Annotated in this window: 21 protein-coding genes; 8 read left to right on the top strand and 13 right to left on the bottom strand. The window is 71.3% G+C overall.

Translation table 11 applies throughout. The features are described from left to right. The coding region (locus SZ60_RS16535) for a sensor histidine kinase (RefSeq protein ID WP_052505318.1) at positions 1–1,193 on the bottom strand (1,193 nt) is incomplete at its 3' end. Between the two features lie 131 nt (positions 1,194–1,324). Between SZ60_RS16535 and SZ60_RS10285 the strand changes: the two genes are divergently transcribed. Together SZ60_RS10285 and SZ60_RS10290 are read left to right on the top strand one after the other, a co-directional pair. Beyond that, positions 1,325–2,266, top strand: coding sequence for an ABC transporter ATP-binding protein (locus tag SZ60_RS10285; protein ID WP_082060048.1), 942 nt, complete (start codon positions 1,325–1,327; stop codon positions 2,264–2,266). A gap of 58 nt (positions 2,267–2,324) precedes the next feature. Further along, positions 2,325–3,086 carry a hypothetical protein gene (locus tag SZ60_RS10290; RefSeq protein ID WP_052505319.1) on the top strand — a complete coding sequence of 254 codons (762 nt, stop codon included), beginning with the start codon at positions 2,325–2,327 and terminating at the stop codon, positions 3,084–3,086. 162 nt (positions 3,087–3,248) lie between these two features. On the opposite strand, the gene epsC is transcribed toward SZ60_RS10290, so the two are convergent. The 7 genes from epsC to SZ60_RS10325 all read right to left on the bottom strand — a co-directional run bounded on the left by epsC (position 3,249) and on the right by SZ60_RS10325 (position 9,647). After that, positions 3,249–3,800, bottom strand: coding sequence for a serine O-acetyltransferase EpsC (gene epsC, locus SZ60_RS10295; protein ID WP_043595694.1), 552 nt, complete (start codon positions 3,798–3,800; stop codon positions 3,249–3,251). A 1-nt stretch (position 3,801) separates the two neighbouring features. Next, the gene (gene cysK, locus SZ60_RS10300) at positions 3,802–4,740 is read right to left on the bottom strand and encodes a cysteine synthase A (protein ID WP_043595695.1); all 939 of its coding nucleotides are present in this window, start codon (positions 4,738–4,740) and stop codon (positions 3,802–3,804) included. A 153-nt stretch (positions 4,741–4,893) separates the two neighbouring features. Continuing rightward, entirely contained in the window at positions 4,894–5,160 is a 267-nt protein-coding gene (locus SZ60_RS10305; RefSeq protein ID WP_043595697.1) for a hypothetical protein, read from the bottom strand. Then, positions 5,157–5,390, bottom strand: a complete 234-nt coding sequence (locus SZ60_RS17250; RefSeq protein WP_156155574.1) for a hypothetical protein — start codon at positions 5,388–5,390, stop codon at positions 5,157–5,159. The genes SZ60_RS10305 and SZ60_RS17250 overlap by 4 nt, the downstream gene beginning before the upstream one ends. 827 nt (positions 5,391–6,217) lie before the next feature. Further along, entirely contained in the window at positions 6,218–7,915 is a 1,698-nt protein-coding gene (locus tag SZ60_RS10315; RefSeq protein ID WP_342212149.1) for an FAD-binding oxidoreductase, read from the bottom strand. Continuing rightward, a complete protein-coding gene (locus SZ60_RS10320) occupies positions 7,912–8,865 on the bottom strand; it encodes a 1-acyl-sn-glycerol-3-phosphate acyltransferase (protein WP_082060043.1) in 954 nt (317 codons plus the stop codon). Before SZ60_RS10320 ends, SZ60_RS10315 begins: the two co-directional genes overlap by 4 nt. 2 nt (positions 8,866–8,867) lie before the next feature. Then, positions 8,868–9,647 (bottom strand): SDR family oxidoreductase, encoded by a 780-nt coding sequence (locus SZ60_RS10325; RefSeq protein WP_043595700.1) that lies wholly within the window; start codon positions 9,645–9,647, stop codon positions 8,868–8,870. Positions 9,648–9,745: 98 nt separating this feature from the next. Here SZ60_RS10325 and SZ60_RS10330 point away from each other — a divergent pair, with 98 nt between their 5' ends. From SZ60_RS10330 to SZ60_RS10345, 4 genes are read left to right on the top strand one after another with little or no spacing between them, the layout of a single operon-like run. Continuing rightward, entirely contained in the window at positions 9,746–10,567 is an 822-nt protein-coding gene (locus SZ60_RS10330) for a hypothetical protein (RefSeq protein ID WP_052505320.1), read from the top strand. Continuing rightward, entirely contained in the window at positions 10,564–12,915 is a 2,352-nt protein-coding gene (locus tag SZ60_RS10335; protein WP_082060044.1) for an SDR family oxidoreductase, read from the top strand. The genes SZ60_RS10330 and SZ60_RS10335 overlap by 4 nt, the downstream gene beginning before the upstream one ends. A 21-nt stretch (positions 12,916–12,936) precedes the next feature. Continuing rightward, positions 12,937–13,773, top strand: a complete 837-nt coding sequence (locus SZ60_RS10340; RefSeq protein ID WP_043595701.1) for a hypothetical protein — start codon at positions 12,937–12,939, stop codon at positions 13,771–13,773. Continuing rightward, on the top strand, positions 13,770–14,117 hold the full coding sequence (locus SZ60_RS10345; protein WP_043595703.1) for a LysR family transcriptional regulator: 348 nt from the start codon (positions 13,770–13,772) through the stop codon (positions 14,115–14,117). The genes SZ60_RS10340 and SZ60_RS10345 overlap by 4 nt, the downstream gene beginning before the upstream one ends. Before the next feature lie 55 nt (positions 14,118–14,172). On the opposite strand, the gene SZ60_RS10350 is transcribed toward SZ60_RS10345, so the two are convergent. The 5 genes from SZ60_RS10350 to SZ60_RS10370 form a co-directional block, all read right to left on the bottom strand. Beyond that, the gene (locus tag SZ60_RS10350; RefSeq protein WP_043595704.1) at positions 14,173–14,511 is read right to left on the bottom strand and encodes a hypothetical protein; all 339 of its coding nucleotides are present in this window, start codon (positions 14,509–14,511) and stop codon (positions 14,173–14,175) included. 98 nt (positions 14,512–14,609) lie between these two features. Continuing rightward, on the bottom strand, positions 14,610–15,818 hold the full coding sequence (locus SZ60_RS16540) for a GAF domain-containing protein (protein ID WP_052505321.1): 1,209 nt from the start codon (positions 15,816–15,818) through the stop codon (positions 14,610–14,612). A gap of 137 nt (positions 15,819–15,955) precedes the next feature. Further along, positions 15,956–16,558 (bottom strand): hypothetical protein, encoded by a 603-nt coding sequence (locus SZ60_RS10360; RefSeq protein WP_043595706.1) that lies wholly within the window; start codon positions 16,556–16,558, stop codon positions 15,956–15,958. Positions 16,559–16,653: 95 nt separating this feature from the next. Beyond that, the gene (locus SZ60_RS10365) at positions 16,654–17,220 is read right to left on the bottom strand and encodes a type 1 glutamine amidotransferase domain-containing protein (protein ID WP_043595708.1); all 567 of its coding nucleotides are present in this window, start codon (positions 17,218–17,220) and stop codon (positions 16,654–16,656) included. A 123-nt stretch (positions 17,221–17,343) separates the two neighbouring features. Beyond that, positions 17,344–18,243, bottom strand: a complete 900-nt coding sequence (locus tag SZ60_RS10370; protein ID WP_231567117.1) for a sugar-binding transcriptional regulator — start codon at positions 18,241–18,243, stop codon at positions 17,344–17,346. 192 nt (positions 18,244–18,435) lie between these two features. Here SZ60_RS10370 and SZ60_RS10375 point away from each other — a divergent pair, with 192 nt between their 5' ends. Both SZ60_RS10375 and SZ60_RS16545 read left to right on the top strand, forming a co-directional pair. Beyond that, positions 18,436–20,178, top strand: coding sequence for a glycerol-3-phosphate dehydrogenase/oxidase (locus SZ60_RS10375; RefSeq protein ID WP_043595729.1), 1,743 nt, complete (start codon positions 18,436–18,438; stop codon positions 20,176–20,178). Between the two features lie 179 nt (positions 20,179–20,357). Continuing rightward, positions 20,358–21,017, top strand: a complete 660-nt coding sequence (locus tag SZ60_RS16545) for a GntR family transcriptional regulator (RefSeq protein WP_052505322.1) — start codon at positions 20,358–20,360, stop codon at positions 21,015–21,017. The last annotated feature ends 22 nt before the right edge of the window (positions 21,018–21,039 follow it).

Raw genomic sequence — 21,039 nt, forward strand, 5'->3', positions numbered from 1 at the left:
GACGCCGCGGGGGCCACCGCGGGGGCCGCCGCGGCCCGTGTCGCCGTCGGCCGGGGCGCTCCCCCGGCTCCTGTCGCGGCTGCCCTCGCCTCGACCCGGAACCGGCCGTTTTCGTGCCGGGTGGTCACCGTGCCTCCGACCGCGGCGAACCGTTCGCCGAGGCGGGCGAGGCCGCTGAGGCCGCGCATCGGTTCGGCCGCGCCGTCGTTGACCACCTGGACGAACTCGAGGCCGAGCACGATGGTGACCCGCTCGGCCTGGGCGTGGCGCAGCAGGTTCGTGGTGGCCTCGCGCACGACGTGACCGAACAGGTCGTCGGCCGGGTGCCCGACGGGAGGGACACCCGTGACCTCGAGCTCGATGCCCGCAGCGCGGATGAGCTCGGCCGAGTTGGCCAGTTCGCCGGCGAGCGTGAGCGTGCGTTCGCCGTAGGCCAACCGACGGGTCTCGGCGATCGTCTGCACGATCAGCTGCTCGGCCTCGCGGAGGTGCCGTCGTGCGGCGGCCGGGTCGCGGTCCAGGGTCTTGTCGGCCAGCTGCAGCTGCAGGCGACCGACGTGCAGGGCCTGCCCCTGGATGTCGTGCAGGTCGACCGAGAACCGGTACCGCTCGCGCATCACGGCGAGCTCGGACTGGGTCTCGCGGGCCGCGTCGATCTCGAGGTACAGGTCGAACCCGTACCGGTTCAGCCGACAGATCCCGTAGAGCGACAGCAGGCCGATCACGACCGCCGTCGACAGCCCCACGAGCGGTGCGGCCGCGTCGACCTCGACGACCACCACGGGTACGAGCGCGGCGACCACGGCGGCGGCGACCCATCGCCAGGAGGCGAGCGGGGGCGTCGTCGCCAGGTACCCGACGGTGAGGCCGAAGGGGAAGAGCAGCAGGGCGTTCTGCCCGCCGAGCGGGACCGTCAGCCAGACGAGGTACGAGACCACGAGGCCGGCGACCGCCAACGGGACGGGTGGGCGGCGCTCCCAGAAGAACGAGTGGGCCGTGACGAGCGCCCCTGCGACGCCGGAGGCCGCCACCAGCCACCAGGAGGTGCCCTCGGCCAGCAGCGTCACGACGAGGACGAGGGTGGTGAAGACCGCGAGCGCCACGAACGACCACGTGACGTACCGCCGCATGCGCGCGAGCGGGGGCAGGTGGCCGCCCGGTCGGGGACGCACGGCCAGCGGGAGGTGGGGCATGAGACCACGCTAACGGAGGCCGCCGACGCACGGAGGTGCCCGATGTCATGGCCGAGCATGACCGATGTCACACGGCACGGATGGCACGTCGGCACTACCCGTCGTCCGCCCGGCGCGAGATCGTCGAGGTCATGACGAACTCCATCGACACCACGCCCCGACCGGCCGTCGCACCCGGCTCCGCCGAGCGCGGCGACGCCGTCATCTCGACGCACGGCCTCCGCTGTTCGTACGGCTCGTTCACCGCCGTCGACGGCCTCGACCTGACCGTCCACCGCGGCGAGCTGTACGCGCTCCTCGGCACGAACGGTGCCGGCAAGACCACCACGCTCGAGGTGCTCGAAGGGCACCGCACGGCCGACACGGGCCGGGTCGAGGTGCTCGGCGGCGATCCGACCGACCGGGGGCGCATCCGCCCGCGGATCGGCACGATGCTGCAGGACTCCGGCCTCGCCCCCGAGCTCACCGTGCGCGAGAGCGTCCTGCTGTCGGGCGCCGTCTCGGGTCGCGACGACGACGTCGACCGGGTGCTCGGCCTGGTCGGCGTCGACCACAAGGCCCGGGCCCGGGTCGCCCAGCTGTCGGGCGGCGAGCGCCGCCGCGTCGACTTCGCGGCCGCGGTCTGGGGCACCCCCGAGCTCGTCTTCCTCGACGAACCCACCACGGGGCTCGACCCTGCGGCACGTGACGCGCTCTGGGCGGTCGTCGCCGAACTGCGGGAGGCGGGGGTCACCTTCGTCCTGACCACCCACTACCTCGAGGAAGCCGCCGAGAACGCCGACCGCATCGGTCTGATGCACCGGGGGCGCATCCGCCGCGAAGGGACCGTCGCCGACCTCACCGCCGGCAGCACGACCTCCATCCGCTTCGTCGCCCCCGGCCCGCTCGACGGCCTCCCGCTGGAGGTCGCCCGGACCGAGAACGACCTCGTCGTGATCGAGACCGACGACGCCCAGCGCGACCTCGGGGCGTTGCTCGGCTGGGCGGCCGACGCCGATCGCCCGTTGGCCCGTCTCACGGTGCACGAGTCGGGACTCGACGACGTGTTCCGCGACCTCAGCCGCGCCTCCTGAGCGTCGGCCGTCACCGGACTCCGCTCCCCTCCCCCGTCCCCCTCCGAAAGGACATCCCATGACCACCGTGACCCGTCCCTCCCCCACCCGGTCGGCAGGCTCGCGACGTCGTTCCGGCCCGCTCGCCATCGCCCTCGCCGAACTGCGCATGCTCGTGCGCAACCGCACCGTCGCCCTCTGCGCCCTGCTGCTGCCCCTCGGCTTCGGGGCCCTCACCTACGCCTTCGACTCGTACGGCACCGCCGGCATGCTCGCCGGCGTGCAGATCATCGGCATGGTGGGCCTCGGCGTCTACGTCACCGCGACGACCACCCTCGCGGCCCGTCGTCAGTCCCTGTACCTGAAGCGCCTGCGCAGCGGGTCCGTCGGCGACGCGGGGATCATCGCCGGGCTCGTGCTGCCCGTCGTGGTGGTCAGCGTCGCGCAACTCGTCATCGTGCTCGGCGTGCTCGCGCTCCGCGAGCCCCCGGTGCACGCCGGGCTGCTGATCGCGGCCGTCCTGATCGCCGAGGCCATGTTCGCCGGCTTCGCCCTGGCCACGGCCGGGTTCAGCACCTCGCCCGAGCACGCCCAGTACACGACCATGCCGCTCTACCTGATCACGCTCGGGGTGGCGATCTGGTGGACGATCACGGGCGCCGACGACCTGCTCTGGCTCAAACGCATCCTGCCCGGCGGCGGGCTCATGGAACTGATCACCTTGGCCTGGAACGGCGGTGACCTGTCGCTCGTGTCCGTGCTGTTGGCACCGACACTGGTCTGGGCGGCCCTCGGCGCCCTCGCGGCCACGAAGGCCTTCCGCTGGGAGCCCCGCCGCTGATCGGCCCGGCCCCGACCCCGGCCCGGGGCCGACGCGGCCTCGTCAGGGCCGACGTGGCTTCGTCAGGGCCGACTCGGCCTCGTCAGGTTCGACGCGGCTTCGTCAGGGCCGACGCGGCCTCGTCAGGGCCGACGCGGCCTCATCAGGTTCGACGCGGCCTCGTCAGGGCCGACGCGGCCGGGCGACGGCGGGCACGCCCACCGCGACCGACCCGGCCGGGACGTCCTTGGTCACGACGGCGTTGGCCCCGACGACGCTGCCGCTGCCCACGGTGACGCCGCCGAGCACGGCGGCACCGGCACCGATCATCACACCGTCACCGACGGTGGGGTGCCGGCGGCCGAGCGCGCCTCCGCGTCCCTTGCCCCCGAGGGTCACGCCGTGGAAGATCGTGCAGTCGTCACCGACCACCGCCGTCTCGCCGATCACGACGCCCATGCCGTGGTCGATGAACAGGCGGGCTCCGAGGCGGGCCCCGGGGTGGATCTCGACGCCGGTCAGCGATCGGACCGCCTGCGACAGCAGGCGCGCGGCGAACCGCGACCCGAGGAGGCGCGGTGCCCGCCCCGCACGCCACAGTCGCGAGGTCACGCGGTGCGCCCACACCGCGTGCAGGCCCGAGTAGACCAGCGCGGTCTCGACGCGTCCTCGGGCAGCCGGGTCGCGCCTCCGGACGGTGTCGAGGTCTTCGCGGAGGCGGGCGACCAACCGCACCCTAGGCGTCCGCGAGGTCCTGGAACAGCACGGTCGACAGGTAGCGCTCTCCGGTGTCGCAGACGATCGCGACGATGCGCTTGCCGGCGTTCTCGGGCCGTTTCGCGATCTCGAGCGCGGCGTGGATGATCGCGCCGGACGAGATGCCCGAGAGGATGCCCTCCTTCGTGGCGAGGTCGCGCGCGACGCGCAGGGCGTCGTCGAGCTGGACGGGGAAGACCTCGTCGATCTGCGACCGGTCGAGCACCTCGGGCACGAAGTTCGCGCCGATGCCCTGGATCTTGTGCGGCCCGGCCTTGCCCTCGCTCAGCAGGGGCGAGTCGGCGGGCTCGACGGCGACGACCTTCACGCCGGGGACCTTCTCGTGCAGCACCTGACCCACGCCCGTGATCGTGCCGCCGGTGCCGACGCCCGCGACGAAGAAGTCGATCTTCCCGTCGGTGTCGCGCAGGATCTCGGGTGCGGTCGTGCGGCGGTGGATCTCGGCGTTGGCCTGCGTCTCGAACTGCTGCGCCCAGATCGCGTTCTCGGTCTCGGCCGCGATCTGCTTCGCTCGCTCGACGGCGCCCTTCATGCCCTCGGGGCCGGGGGTCAGGACGATCTTCGCGCCGTAGGCCTTCATGACGGTGCGTCGTTCGACGCTCATCGTCTCGGGCATCGTGACGATCACCCGGTAGCCGCGGGCGGCACCGACGAGGGCCAACGAGATGCCGGTGTTGCCGCTCGACCCCTCGACGATCGTCCCGCCGGGCTTCAGGTCGCCGGACGCCTCGGCCGCGTCGACGATGGCGACGCCGAGGCGGTCCTTGACGCTGGCACCCGGGTTGTAGAACTCGAGCTTGGCCAGCACCTCGGCCCCGCCCTCGGCGGGCAGCGAGTTGAGCTTGACGAGCGGGGTGTTGCCGAAGGCCGAGGTGATGTCGGCGTGGATTCCGGGCATGCGCGGGTCTCTTCCGTGAACGGGGTCTGTGCGGACGAATCGATGCTCATCTTAGGCAGCCGCCCTGCGCCGTCTCCCTGTGTGTCCCCCAGCCCTGCGTGCCGCCCCGCCACGATATGAGCAGGCCGCCATGATGTGGTCACAGCACCATGCCTAAACCTGGCGGTGTGGCCACATCCTGGCGTTCTGCCGTGGTCTGAGCTGGACGTCGAGATCACGGAGAATCCTGGCGAGCGGAAGGCGCAGCGCGACGTCCTCGGCGTCGCATCGACCGATCGCCGAGATTCCACCAGATCGCACGAGACGCCGTTCACGAGCCTTCTCGGCCTTCACCACGGCAGACGGCACCTGGCCCGCACGCATCGCAGCATCGTCGTACTTGGCCTTGCCGTCGAACTCGAGCGCCGCGTCACCGATCACGAAGTCACATCGTCCGGCCACCCCTCGTCGTCGAAGAACTCGACCTGCATGGCGGGCTCAGGAGCGCCGAGCTCGAGCAGCGCCAGGCGACAGAGGGATTCGCCGCCGTTCTCTGCCCACGGAGTGGCGAACGCCATGACCCCACGCGCCGTCGACAGCCCCCGCGTGCCGGGTTCGCGGTCGAGCCGCTCGAACAGCAGCCGGCGCATTCCGTCGGCCGCGGCGTCCACGAGCGACCGGTGACCAGCGGACCGACGCGGATCGCGTCGGTCGGACGCCTCGAAACACCCCGCCCGAGCCGCGGCGCGGCGAAGGACGGCGTCGACACAGAGCACCCCGTCGGCGAAGGACGGCGTCGACACAGAGCACCCCGTCGGCGAAGGACGCAGTCCTCGACCTGTCGACGGCAGTCCGCCCCTCGCTCGTCACGAGGAGCCCGTCGATCTCGACCGTGTCGTGTGCATCGATCGGCCCCGGGTGGCGAACGACTCGTGCGGTCGCCTGTGTCCGGTCGCGGCCGGGATCGATGACATGCACCGGCCCTCGCGGCCAGTCGACGCTCGGCAGACGGTGTAGGGCGACGGCCGAGCCGTGCGACACGACGACCCGCGGTGACAAGCCGGCCACGACCGCCCGCGTCGTCAAGACGTGTCGTCCACGTCTGTCGAGACGCGCCCAGTCGGCGGCTTCCACGTAGGCCCCAGGGTGCACCCGATGCAGCAGGCCCCGTCTCGCGTCACGCCTCAGAGCGGTGCCGTGCCTGCTCTGGGAACCGTAGGTTGCGGAGAAGACGAGGGGTGGAAGCGCAGTGGTCACACCCCCACCCTGTCCGCGCCCACCGCCCTCGAGGCCCGACCAGCGCCTCCCTGTGGACAGGGTTCACGTCGTCACCCCTGTGCACGAGGCATGTTCGGTCGGAAAGCACCGTGAGGCGGTCACAGCACCAGGACTAATCGCGGTGCTGTGACCATCTCGTGGCGGGGTGGCCGGCCCTGCGAGGCGGCAGCGGCGGCGGCGGCGGCGGCGGCAGCGGCAGCGCGGGAGGCGCGGTGCCGGACTACGCGCCCGTCACCTTCCCGGGGTTGAACACGCGTCCCGGGTCGGCCGAGTCGAACAGCCCCTGCATGACGGCGACGCCCTCGGGCGAGACGTCCTGCGCGAGCCACGGCTGGTGCTCGAGCCCCACGCCGTGGTGGTGCGAGACGGTCGCCCCGGTGTCGATGAACGCCTGCTGGATGGCGTGCTTGACCACGTCGTACTCGGCCTCGGCGTCGTCACCGTGCTCGAAGGCGAAGGTGAAGTACAGGCACGCGCCCGAGTGGTACGAGTGCGACAGGTGGCCCATGATCCAGCCCTGCTTGCCGATGCTGTCGAACGCCTGGTTCGCCGCGGCGTAGACGCGCGACGACACGAGGCGCAGCTTCGACCAGGGGGCGGCGGTCTCGGAGACGTCCGCCGCGCCTCCGTGGTCCATGAAGAAGTCGCGCAGGTAGGGCGTGTCGAACTTCTTCTGGTCGTAGAGCTTGCCCGGCCCCTTGCCGACGCTCATGCCCTTGTTCGCCTTGACGATCTTGGCGACGGCCTTCTGGGTGTGGGCGACGTGCTCGGGGCTGCCCTCGTAGCCGATGAACGACAGGCACATGGCGTCGACGTCCCAGCCCTTGGCCTTCAGGATGGTCGGCAACAGGTCGGTGACCTTCTGCGAGATGCCCTTGCCCGGCTTCGACGTGGCGAACGAGAAGGCGGTCTCGTGGGCGTCGCTGACGCGGGTGACCGACGGGCTCACGTCGCTCTCGGCGATGGCCTGCATGGCGGCGAGGCCGTCGTGCCACGACGGGAACAGGTAGGCGAGGATCTCACGCTTCTCGGGCAGCCGGTGCACCTGGGCGGTGACCTCGGTGATGACGCCGAGACGTCCCTCGCTGCCGATGATCATCTCGCGCAGCGACGGACCCGTCGACGCGCTCGGCACGGCGCGGATCGAGAGCACGCCACCGGGGCGCACGACCCGCAGGCCCTTGGTGATGTCGGCGATGTCGCCGTACTTGTCGCTCTGCATGCCCGACGAGCGGGTGGCGACCCAGCCGCCCATGGTCGAGTGGGTGAAGCTGTCCGGGAAGTGACCGAGGGTCCAACCGCGGGCGTTCAGCTGCTCCTCGAGGTCGGGGCCCTGACCGCCGGCCTGGATGCGCGCCAGCCCACCGTCCTCGTCGATGTCGAGCACCTTGTCGAGGCGGCCCATGTCGAGCGAGACGACCGTGCGCTCTTCGGCGGGCAGGGGCTCGAGGCTGCCGACGATGTTGCTGCCGCCGCCGAACGGGATGAGCACGACGTCGCTGGCGACGGCCAGGTCGACGATCTGCTGGATCTCGTCCTCGTCGGCCGGGTACACGACGACGTCGGGCACGCGGTCGAGACGCCCCGCACGGATGCGGATCAGGTCGCGGATGCTCTTGCCGTAGGTGTGGACGACCCGGTCGTGGTCGTCGGTGACGACCTGGCCGTCGCCCACGATCTGGACGAGCGAGTCGAGCACCTCGGCACCGGCCCGCGAGGCGGGGACGTCGAGGTCGTCGAACGAGAGGCCGGTGTCGTGACCCTGCGACAGCTCGACGCCCACGATCTTCTTGACGAAGGGGGCGAAGGCGGGCTTGTCGTCGTGGTGGAAGGCGACGCCCTCGACGCCCCAGCCCCACCACTTCATGTGCTTGACGCCGTCGACGGCGGCACTCTTCTTCTGCTGGACGTCGGTCACGGGCGTTCTCCTTCGTGCGGGTCTGACGGGCCCAGGATGCGGGCGGTGTTGGCGTCCTTCAGACGCAGGATCTCGGTGCGCACGCGCGTCGAGAAGTCGGTGACGGACTCGCCGTCGTGGGGCCGCATCGGGTCGCCGAACGCGACGCCGACGGGAAGTCGACCGGGCCGGGGCCAACTGCGCCCTCGGGGCTGGGCGATGTTCGCGCCGATCAGGGCGAGGGGCACGACCGGCACGCCGCAGGCGGACGCGAGCGCGGCGGCACCGGGCTTGAAGGCGGCGACCGTGCCGTCCTTCGAGCGGGTGCCCTCGGGGAACACCAGCACGGGGTAGCCGCGCTGCAGCAGGGAGCGCGCACTGACGGTGGGCTGCCCCTGGCGCCCGCGGGCGGCCGCCTTCGCCGCGGCACGCCGGCGGGCCGAGCTCTGCGGCGTCGACCCGGCGGACGCACCGGACGAGGAGGCGCGGGTCGCGTCGACCGCGGAGGCCGGCGTCCCCGAGCCCCGCTGCACCGGGAACGCGTTGAAGAACAGTTCGGTCAGCTGACGCCGCCAGGGCACGTCGAAGAAGTAGTCGGCCGCGGCGCCCGTGGCCAGGTAGCGCGCGAGCTTGCGGGGCAGGGCACCGAGGATGAGCGGGGCGTCCAGGTGGCTCGAGTGGTTCGCGACGACGATGAAGCCCCCGGTGAGGCCCTCGACCCGGTCACGGTCGATGACCGTCACGTCGGTGATCGACCAGATCGTGGGCTTGAGCACCATGCGCTGCGCGACGTAGCGGGCCATCGCGTGTCGCCGCGAGCTGAAGCGGTCGCGGACGTCGCTCGCGACGTCACCCGCACGCTGGGCGACGTCTCCGGCTCGCTGGGCGACGTCGGCCCTGACGTCGTCGACCCGCTGCGCCACGGCGTCGAGGCGGGCGTGGTCGCGGCGGCGTTCTCCGTCGTCCTTCACGCTCACTGCCCCACCGGCTTGCGGCGGCTCGACGAGATCGCGCCGGACGCGGCCCGGACGGCGCCCTTGGGAGCGTGCCGGACCAATCCCATCAGCACCTTGTACCGAAGCGTGGGCATGGAGATCACCTTGCCTTTGTCGACGTCGCGCAGACAGGCGACGACGAGTTGTTCGGTGCTGAGCCACAGGGCGTTGGGTATGGACGACGACTTTATGCCGGCCCGCTGATGGAACTCCGTCCGCACCCAGCCCGGCAGCAGGGCCGTGACGCCCACCCCGGTGCCCTTGAGCTCGACCGAGAGACCTTCGCTGTACGAGGTCACCCACGCCTTGATCGCCGAGTAGCTGCCCATGGCCATCAGCCCCGCGGTGCTCGACACGTTGACGATGCGACCCCGGCCGCGCTCGCGCATGGACCTCGCCGCCGCACCCGAGAGGACGAGCACGGCCCGGCACATGACCTCGAACGCGAGGTCGTGTGCAGCGACGTCGGTGGAGGTCAACGGGGTGTGCATGCCGAAACCGGCATTGTTGACCAGCAGGTCGACGGGGCGGGTCGGATCGGCCAGCCGCTCGGCCACCCGGTCGACGTCGCCACGGTCGCCGAGGTCGGCCGCGAGCACCTCGACGTCACGGCCCAGCGCGCGCAGAGCGGTCGCCGTCTCGTCGAGTCGGGTGAGGTCACGCGCGACCAGGACGATGTCCCAGCCGCGCATGGAGAGTTGGCGGGCGAATTCGGCTCCGATGCCGGACGTGCCCCCGGTGACGAGCGCTACAGCCATGCCGCTTACGATACGGTGCTGAGAGCAGACTGCGCGCATCGAGACACGTTCGAGGCCCTTCTCGCCTCGCCCACTTCTGCCCCGGAGGACCCCCTGTCATGACGACCAGAGATGCCCCGCGCGCCGACCCCGACTTCGACATCCGCGAGTTCACCAAGACGGCCCAGGGCAACTGGCGTCCCGACCTCGACCTGTCCGGCTTCGCCGACGCGCCCCTCGGCCCCGACGCCCTGCGCCTCGTCCGTCACCTCGGCCGTCTCGAGAGCGCCACGATGGAGAACCTGCGCAACCTGCTGGTCACGGCCACCCATAAAGACACGAGGGTCACCGCGTTCCTCGTGACGTGGGCGTTCGAGAAGTTCTGGCTGGCCGACGCCCTCGACGCCGTCCTCGAGGCCCACGGCGAGCCCCGCAACCGCGACGTGCCCGAGGGCCCGAAGCGGCATGCCGCCTCCGAGGCCGTCGAGCGCCGTGGCCCGATCACCCGGGCCCTGCAGGCCATCACCGTCGGGTCCCCCATCGTCGCCGTGCACACGACGACGGGGGCCGTCGACGAGTGGGTGCTCCGAGAGGCATACGACCGCCTCGACGAGCTCGCGGGACACCCCACGCTGACCACCGTGATCGACCGTGCGAGGGTCGTGAAGGGCCGTCACGAGCAGTTCTTCTCGAGCGAGGCCGACTGGCGACTGCGCGACTCGCGCCGCTCGGTGAAGATGACCCGTGCCTCCTTGCTGACGGCCGTCTGGCCGATCGGCGCCGTCGAGCGCGCCGACTCCGAGCGCACGTTCTTCGACGCCACCGTGTTCGGCGGGGCCGAGGGCCATCTGCGTGCCGACCGCGTGGGCGCGCAGGTCGCCGACCTGCCGGGCCTGGACGCCTCCGTCGGGGCGACCGTGACCAGAAAGCTGACCGCATGAGCTCCGTCCCCGGCCTCGCGCTGCCCGACCAGACCCCGGGCGCCACCCGCGTCGACCTCGGCGGATCGCACGTCCTGCTGACCGGCGGCACCGGCTTCGTCGGTCAGGCGATCCTCGAGCGTCTGCTCTCGTCGCACCCCGGCACGACGGTCACGCTCCTCATCCGTCCGAAGGCCGGCACGTCGGCCGAGGGGCGTCTGCGGCACCTGCTGAAGAAGCCGGTCTTCGCCTCGTGGCGCGAGGCCGTCGGGGCCGAGGGCGTCGAGAAGGCCCTCACCGAGCGGCTCCGGGTGATCGAGAGCGGTCTCGGCGACCTGCCCGACCTGCCCGACGACCTCGACGTCGTCATCCACAGCGCGTCCACGGTGTCGTTCGACCCGCCGATCGACCAGGCCTTCGAGACCAACGTCGGCGGAGCGGTCGGGCTGTACGAGGCCCTGCGGAAGACGGGCACCGACCCGCACGTCGTGCACGTGTCGACGGCCTACGTCGGCGGCATCCGCAAGGGCGTGTTCCCCGAGGCGTCGCTCGGCCACACCGTCGACTGGCGCGTCGAGCGCGCCGCCGCGGCCGACGCCCGCGCCCGCGTCGAGGCGGCCTCGCGGCAGCCCGAGACGCTGCGCACCTTCCTCGCCCAGGGCCGTGCGGCACACGGCAAGACCGGTCCGCAGGCGGTCGCCGCGGCCGCCGAGGAGGCGCGGGTCGCGTGGGTCAAGGCCCGTCTCGTCGACTACGGGCGCACCCGGGCCGAGACGCTCGGCTGGACCGACGTCTACACCCTGACCAAGGCCTTCGCGGAACGCGCCGCCGAAGAACTCTGGGCCGAGGCCGGGCACCGCCTGTCGGTGGTCCGACCGGCGATCGTCGAGAGCGCCCACCGGCACCCCTACCCCGGCTGGATCGACGGCTTCAAGGTCGCCGACCCGCTGATCATGTCGTACGCCCGCGGACTGCTGCCCGAGTTCCCCGGGGTGCCCGACAGCGTGCTCGACGTGATCCCGGTCGACTACGTCGTCAACGTCATCCTGGCGGTCGCCGCGAACCCGGTCGAGGCCGGCAGCCCCCAGTACTTCCACGCCAGTTCGGGCGGCAGCAACCCGTTCTCGATCCTGCGCATGTTCGAGAACCTCAAGGCGTTCTTCACGGCGAACCCGCTCCCCCGCGACGAGCACTCGTCGATCGAGGCGCCGCACTGGAACTTCCCGGGCGTGCGCAAGGTCGAGGGCGCCATCCGCACCGCGAACCGCGTCAACGACGTCCGCGAGGCCGTGCTCACGCGACTGCCGAGCACGCTACGCACCCGCACGGCGCTGGCCGGGGTGCAGACCCGTCGGGCCGACCTCGAGTCGCTCCAGAGCCTGACCGACCTCTACCGCCACTACGTGCAGTCCGAGATCATCTTCGACGACCGCCGCACGCGGGCCCTGCACGCCGGTCTCCCGGCGGGCTCCCCCGCCGACATCGGCTTCGACGTCACCGACGTCGACTGGGAGGCCTACTTCCAAGAGGTGCACTTCCCGTCGATCACCTCGATGACCCGGGCGTTCTCGGTGCGACCCGCCGCGTCGGCCGCCGTCGCCGACACGCGGGCCCTGCCGCGACGCGGCGACGTCGTCGCCGTGTTCGACCTCGAGGGCACGGTGCTCGACAGCAACATCGTGGAGCAGTACCTCTGGGTGCGCTCGGCCGGGTTCCGCAAGGCCGCCTGGCCCGGCGAGGTCGCCAGCCTGCTCACCTCGCTGCCGCGGTACCTGCGGGCCGAGGGTCGCGACCGTGGCGAGTTCATCCGCACCTTCTCGCGGCGGTACGAGGGCATGCCCGTCGCGCGGCTCTCGGGCGTCGTGCGGTCGCGCGGCTACGCCGACACGGTCCTGCGCCACACCCTCCCCGACGCGCTCGCCCGCCTCGCCGAGCACCGAGCCGCCGGGCACCGCACCGTGCTGGTCACGGGCTCGATCGACACCCTGACGACTCCCCTGGCGCACCTCTTCGACGACGTCGTCGCCAGCACGATGCACCAACGCAGCGGCGTCTACACCGGCTACCTCGCACAGCCCCCGCTGGTCGACGAGGCCCGCGCCGCCTGGCTGCGCCAGTACGCCCAGGCGAACGACATCGATCTCTCGGGGTCGTACGGTTATGGTGACTCGTTCGCCGACCTCGCCTGGCTCGAGATGGTCGGGCACCCGAACGCGGTCAACCCCGACAGCAATCTGGCACGTGAGGCGCTCCGAAGAAGATGGAGCATCCGCGATTGGACTCGCAGCGGCCCCCACGGCAGAAGCGGCACCAGCACCACGAGCGGCACCAGCAGCACCACAGCGAAAGGAGACGGAGGCAGGGTCTGAACCCGCGCCTCCTGACATCACATGGCCTTCGACATCGACAAGTTCGCCGCGACCTCCGAACGACTGAGCTGGGACGACCTCGACCTCGACCACTTCCGCAAGAACCCGCTGTCGGCGGACTCGCTGCGGACGCTGCGCTACATGGCCGACGTCGAGTACCACACGGTCTGCTACACCCGTGACCTGCTCACGACTCCTTCTCACAAAGAGAACGAGATGACCACGTTCATGACGATGTGGAACCGCGAGGAGTTCTGGCACGGCGAGGCCCTCGCCGCCATCCTCGAGGTGCACGGCATCACGGTCGACTACGACCAGCTGCGGGCCAACCGCCTCAAGCTCGGCTGGCGCGAGCGCCTCGACCCGGTCAAGCAGGGCCTGCTCGGCAAGATCGTCGGCTCCGACTTCGTCGCCGTCCACATGTCGTGGGGCGCCGCCAACGAGTACTCGGCCGTGTCGGCGTACAAGCGCATGGCCGAGCTCGAGCAGGACCCGGTGCTCGCCGAGCTGCTGAAGCGCATCGCCAAGCAAGAGGCCCGCCACGTCGCGTTCTACGTCTCGCAGGCCCGCGAGCGTCTGCTCGCGAGCAAGAAGGCCCAGAAGCTGACGCGCTTCCTGTTGTCGAAGGTCTGGGCCCCCGTCGGCTCGTCGATCATGGAGGTCGACGACGTCAAGTTCGTCTTCGGCCAGCTGATGAGCGGCGAAGACGGCCGCAAGGCCGCCGTCAAGCTCGACCAGAACATCTCGAACCTGCCGGGCATGAGCGGCCTCACGATCTTCCAGAAGGCCCTCGACGGCCTCGGCATCCGCGCGGACTCGGTCGGCGGCTCCTCCGCCGGTTCGGTCGCCACGGCGTGAAGACCAGCCACCTGAGGCACTTCCTCGTCGCGGCCGACGTGCTGCACTTCCCGGTCGCGGCCGACAAGCTCGGCATCTCGCGACAGAAGCTCGAGTCGTCCATCGAGGCGCTCGAGCTCGAGTTCGGTGCGAAGCTGTTCGACCGTGATGTCACGCCCTACCGGTTGACCAAGGCCGGCAAGGCCGCGGTGGTCGTGGCCGAGGACGAACTGGCGAGCCCGTCGACCCCGACGCCGCCACCACCCCCGCCGGCCGGCGGCAAGGCCAAGGCGTCCAAGGGCAAGGGCCGCACGCCCGCGGTCAAGGGCCAGCCCAAGCCGTTCAAGAAGCGCCAGGGCCGCTAGGCCCGGAGCCCGCCACGAGAGGGACCCTGCGCCATCGGACCGGGTGGTGCGGTGGTCAGTTCGTGGCGGCGTCGGACTCGACGCCGGCGAACCACTCGGCGTACCGCGTGTTCCGTGCCATGCGGCGGGTCTCGTCGGGTGCGTCGTCGTCCCACCACACCGGGCCGCGTTCGCCCAGCGACGTCTTGGCGGCGTCGACCCGGGCCCGGGCGTCCTCGACGGCGGCAGCGTCGTCGGCGGCCAGCGCCGTCTTCTTCGCGCGCCGCGCCTCCATCAGGTCGTGGACCAAGGAGGCGCGGGTCGCCTCGTCGAGGCGCGGATCGGTCCGGCGCCACAGCCGGCCGCGGACCACGAGGTACCGGCCGTCGGGCGTGACCAGGGGTTCGGCGCTCATCCATCGATTCTGCACCGAGGGCGCACGGCTCGTCGGTGCATCGACGGCGGCCGACCGGTGAGGCCGACACGGGGCGAGACGGGACGACGGACGAGACGTCAGGCCCGCGCGACGGCCTGCTTCGCGAGCTCGCGCTGCACGCTGAGGGCGAGCTCGCGCAGCATGACGAGGTCGACGCTCTCGACCGTGCGGGGCTCGGGGTCGGCGACGCAGAGCGCACCGATGCGGACGCCGTCGGGGCTCTCGACCGGGTAGCCGGCGTAGAACCGCGCCGGCGCCTCGACGCCGAACCGTTCGTCGGCCCAGGCGTCCTCGACGATGAACGGCTGGCCGCCGGCGACCGTGTGGGCGCAGAACGAGAGCGCCATCGGCAGCTCGCGGTCACCGCCTCCGGCGAGGGCCTTGTTCCAGTGTCGGTCGGCGGTGACGAGGGAGAACGCGGCCCCGCTCGCGCCGAGCAGGGTCCGCGCCCGTTCGACGATGTCGTCGAAGCGTTCCTCGGGATCGGTGTCGAGGAGGCCGAGAGCCCGGATCGCCTCGATGCGGTCGACCTCGGCCTGTGGAGCGTGTCGGCGCGCCCGGGCCACGCCGCCGCCGGCGGACATCTGCGCGTCGAGCATGGGCGCGAGCATCTCGGCCTGCGCCTCGCCCCAGCGGGCGTACTTGGCGATCAGCTTGTCCCGGTCGTCGTGGCCCGAGAGCGGCGACGGTGGCATGAGCACGTGCACGCGGGGGTGGGTCGAGCAGACGTCCCGGATGGTCTCGTTCAGCTCGGCCGCGTGTCGGTCGACGAGGCCGCCACCGGCGATGCGGAACACCGTCACCTCGCTGGGCGACTGGACGCCCGTGACGAGCACGGGGCTGCTCGCGCCCCCGGTCTCGGTCTCGATGTGCACGAGCAGGTCGACGAACGCACGCCGCCACTTCGTGACGTCGGTCATGGCGAGGGCGTCGTTGATGCCCGTCACCACGACCACGGCGTCGTAGCGCGTGAGGTCACGGTGTCCGAGCACCTGCCGGGCGGACACCGTCCCCATCGAGGGGTCGGCCACGACGTCGACGTCGACCCCGCGCCCCGTCGCCTGCGAGACCGCCCGCGCGAGATGACCCGCGAGCCCCAGGTCGTGGCTGCGGACGCCCCACCCGACGGCGGGCCCGCTGCCGAACAGCAGCACGCGATCGGGGCTGACACCCGGAGCGTGCGTCCGTGCGACGCCCTCGGGCCGGGGCAACCCCAGACGTCGGTCGAACCAGCGGTTGCGCTGGCGGATCATCCCGCGCACGAGCGGACTGACGAAACGGTTCATGCAGGGTTCCTCCCACAGCGGTGGCCTGATCGACGAGGGCTCCGCGTGGTGAGGGCCGAGCGGTGTCCCTCCATGCTCTCGCCCGGGTACCGGGCGGGCCAGCCCCAGGTCGGGGGGCCGACGGACGAACGCACCCGTCAGGTCGAGTGCGGAGCGTCCGACCGCTGCGGCGGCTGCGCGAGCAGGTCGGCGAGGTCGACCTCGACGAGATCACGGAGGCGCTGGTCGCGTTCGTCGGGATACGCCGGGTCGACCGCCTCGACGGCCGACACCTTCGTGACGATCGCGGCCCCGACGTCGCCCCAGGCCCGGTCGACCGCCGCCGCGACGATGTCGCCCACGAAGTCGTCGTCGGACTGCAGCTCGTCCAGCCGGTCGGCCACGGCCGTGTAGGTCTTCTCCCGGAACCAGAGGGTGTCGTCGTCCCCGCGCCGGTAGTCGTGCTGGTGTCGCGACCGCCCCTTGGCCTTGAGGGCCTTCGCCCGTTCGCCGCCGATCCGTTCGTTCTGCTCGCGTTGTTCCGCCGCGAGGCGACCGAGGATGGTGCGCACGGCCTCGCGGGTGCGCTCGTGGTCGAAGTGCTCGTCGTCGCGCAGGGCACGGATGACGATCGAGTTGGCCACCGAGACGACGGCGGCCGCGCGCGAGATGAGCACGCCCTCGGCGACGGCACGCTCGAGCGCGGCGGGATCGGGCGTCGCCGGTTCGGAGGGGGCCCCGCGCGTCTTGCCGAACTTCATCGCGCCTCTCTCTCGACCGGGTGGCGCCGGAGCGCCGGGTGACGGACCGACGGTGGCCCGACGTCCCATTAAAGACCCACGGCGGGGACGACGGATCAGGCCGTAGCGGCCAGGGCCGTCGAGGTCTCGCGGACGAAGTCGTCGAGGTCGCCGGGGTCACGCGACGTGACGAGCGTGAAGCCCTGCTCGACATCGGTCACCACCGAGCGGTCGACCCAGGTGCCGCCGGCGTTGCGGACGTCGGTCTGCAGCGAGGCGTAGGAGGTGAGCTCCTTGCCCGTCACGAGGCCGGCCTCGATGAGTGCCCACGGGCCGTGGCAGATCGCGGCGATCGGTTTGCCCGCCGTGGCGAAGGCCGTGACGAGGTCGACGGCGTCGCTCTCGGTTCGCAGGGTGTCGGCGTTGATGGTGCCGCCGGGCACGAGCAGGAGGTCGTGATCGGCGGCGTCGACCTCGGCGATGGTCGTGTCGGGACGGACGGTCTGACCCGGGTCCTTGTCGCCGACGAGCGTCTGGATCGGCTCGGTGGAGACGCCGGCGACGACGACGGTGGCGCCCTGCTCGCGCAGCTTCGCGACGGGGACGACGAGCTCGTCCTGCTCGACGCCGTAGTTGGTGACGATCGCGAGAACGCGGCGTCCGGTGAGTTCGGTGCTTGCCATGGTGATGCTCCTCTCGGGGCCGGTCGGGGCCCGGTGTGCGACCCCTCCCGTCTACGCGGGCGGGCTGGGTCGCGGCTGGCCCGGTGTACCCCACCCGCGCCTCCAGAGCACGGCCTCGTCGGCTCAGCTGGCCAGCAGCGCCCTGGCGGTCCCCTCGTCGAGGATCAGGTCGGTGACCAGGCCCGCGGCGAGCGCACCGCGGACGCTGACGACCTTGGCCTCGCCGGCGACGACGCAGACGCGACGCGGCGTGCGTCGGATGGTCGCCAGGTCGGGCCCGGTCGCGCGCCGGTTGAGCTCGATGTCGGCCGACGAGCCGTCCTCTCGGAAGAACACCGTCGCGACGTCGCCCACCACGTGGTCGTGGGCCAGGCTGTCGTGGTCGCTCTGCTCGAGGTAACCACCCGAGTAGACGTGGCTCGGCACGTGCGCCTCGCGCGAGCCGACGCCGAAGACGACGAGGTCCATGGCGCCCTGCAACGAGAGGACGCGTCGGGTGCTGCGCTCCCGCCACAGGGCGCTCTTGGTGGCGGGGTCGTCGAAGAACGCGGGCACGGGGAACTGCTGGATCAGGGCGCCGTACGCGTGACCGAACCGCCGCAGGATCTCGCTGGCGTACTCGATGCCCGTCGTGCGGGTGTTCGCCGCACCGTTGAGCTGGACGAAGACGGTGTTGTGCGTGGTCTTGGGCACCAGGTACCGGCTGACCGCACTGACGGTGGAGCCCCACGCGACGCCGACGACCATGTTCGAGTCGACGTACTGGGTGAGCGTTCGTGCAGCCGACAGCGCGACGCGGTCGAGCCGGTCGACGTCGCTCGTCTGGTCGGGCACCGGGACCACGTGCGCGACCACGCCGAAGCGTCGGTGCAGACCCTCTCCCACGGCCGTCGGCTGGTCGAGGGGTGACTTGATCTGGATGTCGACGAGGCCCGTCTCGCGAGCCGACTTCAGGAGGCGCGACACCGACGAGCGGGACGTCTGCAGTTCGTGCGCGATCGCCTCCATGGTGAGGTCCTGCATGTAGTAGAGATGCGCGGCACGCAGGGCCTCCTGCGTGCGTTCGGACGTGTCGCCAGCGACCAACGGGACCTCCTTGCACGTTCGTGCAGATCCGTTGCACCTTGTGTGCATCGGGACGACGATGAATCTACCGGCCCGCAGGACGAGTCGGTCACCACCACCTGACATCGCATCTCGAAAGAAGCAGTGACCATGTCGAAGAAGACAGACTCGATCCGTCCCAACGTGCAGCGCATCGTCGACCGCCCGACGGCACAGGTGCTCGTCGTCGGCGGTGGCATCAACGGCATCGCGACCTTCCGCGACCTCGCCCTCCAGGGCGTCGACGTCGTGCTCGTCGAACGGGCCGACTACGCGTCCGGCGCGTCCGCCGCCTCGTCCCACATGATCCACGGCGGCATCCGCTACCTCGAGAACGGCGAGTTCCGCCTCGTCCGCGAGAGCGTCGAAGAGCGCAACGGCCTGCTGAAGATCGCCCCGCACTACGTCAAGCCGCTGCAGACGACGATGCCGATCTTCTCGACGTTCAGCGGCATCATGAACGCCCCGTTGCGCATGCTGACGCACAAGCAGCGCTCCACGAAGGAGCGCGGCGCCCTGCTGATCAAGGTCGGCATGACGATGTACGACTCGTTCTCGCGCGACGGCGGCTCGGTGCCGCGTCACAAGTTCCTCGGGCGCAAGAAGGCCCTCGCCGAGATGCCGCACCTCAACAAGGCCCTCAAGTACACGGGCACCTACTACGACGCGTCGGTGCACGAGCCCGAGCGCCTCGCGCTCGACGTGCTGAAGGATGGCCTGGCCGCCGGCGACAACGCCCGGAGCGCCAACTACCTCGAGGCCGTCGGCACCGCCGACGGCGGCGTGACCCTGCGCGACGTCGTCACCGGCACCGAGTTCACGGTGAAGGCCGACGTCGTCATCAACGCCTCGGGCCCCTGGACCGACCTCACCAACAAGGCCTTCGGCGCCGAGTCGCAGTACATGGGCGGCACCAAGGGCTCGCACATCGTCGTCGACAGCCCCGAGCTGCTCGAGGCCACGAACGGTCGCGAGATCTTCTTCGAGAACAACGACGGCCGCATCGTCCTGATCTACCCGCTCAAGGGTCGCGTGCTCATCGGCACGACCGACCTCGAGGCCGACATGGCCGAGCCTGCCGTCTGCACCGAAGAAGAGGTCGACTACTTCTTCGACCTGGTCAAGCACGTCTACCCCGACATCGAGCTCGACCGCGGCCACATCGTCTACCGCTACTCGGGCGTCCGCCCGCTGCCGAAGCACGACGACCTCGCCGCGGGCTTCGTGTCCCGTGACTACCGCATCGTCGAGACCGAGGTCGCCGAGCTGCCCGGCACGACCGTCCTCAGCCTCGTCGGCGGCAAGTGGACCACGTTCCGCGCCCTGTCGGCCCACCTCTCGACCGAGGCGACGACGAAGCTCGGCGTGACGCGGTCCGTCGACACGACGGGCATGGCGATCGGCGGCGGCAAGGGCTTCCCGACCACCGACGGCGCCCGCACCACCTGGGTGGCGGCCCACGCCGACGGGCTCGATCGCGACCAGGTCGACCGCCTGCTGACCCGGTACGGCACCCGCGCCTCGGACGTCATCGAGGTGCTGCTCGACCAGCCGTCGCAGGCCCTCGAGGCCGACTCGACGCTGACCACGGCCGAGATCGCATACTTCGCCGAGCACGAGGACGCCGTCCACCTGGCCGACGTCGTGTTGCGCCGCACGAACCTCGCGTTCGTCGGTGGCGTCACCATCGAGCTGCTCACCGAGATCGCCGACGTCATGGCCGGCTCGCTCGGCTGGACGACCGAGCAGCGCGACGACGAGATCGAGCAGACCCTGACGACCCTGCGCGACTCGCACGGCGTCGAAGTCGCCTCGCAGCACGTGCCCGCAGCGACCCCCGCCGCCGCCCAGTAGCCGCACCGACCCGAGTCACGAAGCCCCGCCCCCGTCGTGGAGGCGGGGCTTCGTCGCGCCCGGGACCGAGCCCGTCCACTGGCATTGACATGTGGACTTCGCTGCCCATCGGGCAAAATGTGACGTTTCCGTATTAGGATGCTGGCCGGGCACACGCCCGTGAGGATCTAGGAGGCCGCATGCCGATTCCCGTCACTCCCCCTGCCGCCGAGCGACAGCTGCTGCGCGACACGGTCCGCAGCCGCATCCGTGACGCGATCATCGACGGCACGCTCGAACCGGGCGAACGCCTGCACGACGACGAGCTGATCGCCTGGCTGCAGGTGTCGCGCACCCCGATCCGCGAGGCCCTCGGCGACCTCGTGCGTGCCGGCCTCGTCGAGATGGCGCCGAACCGCTACACGAAGGTCGCGACGCCGAAGGCCGAAGAGGCCGTCCAGGCGGTCCAGACCCTCGGCGTGCTCTTCGGCGGCGCCGTCCGCCTGGCCGTCCCGAACCTGCCGGCCGCCGTCAAGCGCGAGATCGTGCGGGCGATCGACGTCTGCCTCGGTGATCTCGACCGTGAGGACGCCCCGGCGCTGAACGCCCACGCCATCGCGCTCTTCTCGACCTACGTCGACCACTGCGGCAACCCGTCACTGGTCAAGGTGTGCACCGACGTCACCGACGGCCTCGCCTACAAACTGCGCGTGCCGAACATCGTCCAGGTGCTGCAGTGGGACTCGATGGCCGACTCGTTCGCCGCCCTGCGCGAGGCGACCGAGGCCGGCGACCCCATCGCCGCCGAACTCGCCGCCGAAGACCTGCACGCCCTGCCCGGCCACCGCCCGGTCGCCTGAGCGGGCGAGCCGAGGAGGCGCG

This window comes from Frigoribacterium sp. MEB024, assembly GCF_000878135.1.
Classification (GTDB): domain Bacteria; phylum Actinomycetota; class Actinomycetes; order Actinomycetales; family Microbacteriaceae; genus Frigoribacterium.

Excerpts from the sequence above, each read along its gene's own strand:
- SZ60_RS10375 (WP_043595729.1), top strand. The coding sequence starts at position 18,436 with ATGTCGAAGAAGACAGACTCGATCCGTCCCAACGTGCAGCGCATCGTC.
- SZ60_RS10360 (WP_043595706.1), bottom strand. The coding sequence starts at position 16,558 with ATGAAGTTCGGCAAGACGCGCGGGGCCCCCTCCGAACCGGCGACGCCC.
- SZ60_RS10330 (WP_052505320.1), top strand. The coding sequence starts at position 9,746 with ATGACGACCAGAGATGCCCCGCGCGCCGACCCCGACTTCGACATCCGC.
- cysK (WP_043595695.1), bottom strand. The coding sequence starts at position 4,740 with ATGCCCGGAATCCACGCCGACATCACCTCGGCCTTCGGCAACACCCCG.
- SZ60_RS10340 (WP_043595701.1), top strand. The coding sequence starts at position 12,937 with ATGGCCTTCGACATCGACAAGTTCGCCGCGACCTCCGAACGACTGAGC.
- SZ60_RS10365 (WP_043595708.1), bottom strand. The coding sequence starts at position 17,220 with ATGGCAAGCACCGAACTCACCGGACGCCGCGTTCTCGCGATCGTCACC.
- SZ60_RS16545 (WP_052505322.1), top strand. The coding sequence starts at position 20,358 with ATGCCGATTCCCGTCACTCCCCCTGCCGCCGAGCGACAGCTGCTGCGC.
- SZ60_RS10350 (WP_043595704.1), bottom strand. The coding sequence starts at position 14,511 with ATGAGCGCCGAACCCCTGGTCACGCCCGACGGCCGGTACCTCGTGGTC.
- SZ60_RS10370 (WP_231567117.1), bottom strand. The coding sequence starts at position 18,243 with ATGCAGGACCTCACCATGGAGGCGATCGCGCACGAACTGCAGACGTCC.
- SZ60_RS16540 (WP_052505321.1), bottom strand. The coding sequence starts at position 15,818 with ATGAACCGTTTCGTCAGTCCGCTCGTGCGCGGGATGATCCGCCAGCGC.
- SZ60_RS10290 (WP_052505319.1), top strand. The coding sequence starts at position 2,325 with ATGACCACCGTGACCCGTCCCTCCCCCACCCGGTCGGCAGGCTCGCGA.
- SZ60_RS10335 (WP_082060044.1), top strand. The coding sequence starts at position 10,564 with ATGAGCTCCGTCCCCGGCCTCGCGCTGCCCGACCAGACCCCGGGCGCC.
- SZ60_RS10285 (WP_082060048.1), top strand. The coding sequence starts at position 1,325 with ATGACGAACTCCATCGACACCACGCCCCGACCGGCCGTCGCACCCGGC.
- SZ60_RS10325 (WP_043595700.1), bottom strand. The coding sequence starts at position 9,647 with ATGGCTGTAGCGCTCGTCACCGGGGGCACGTCCGGCATCGGAGCCGAA.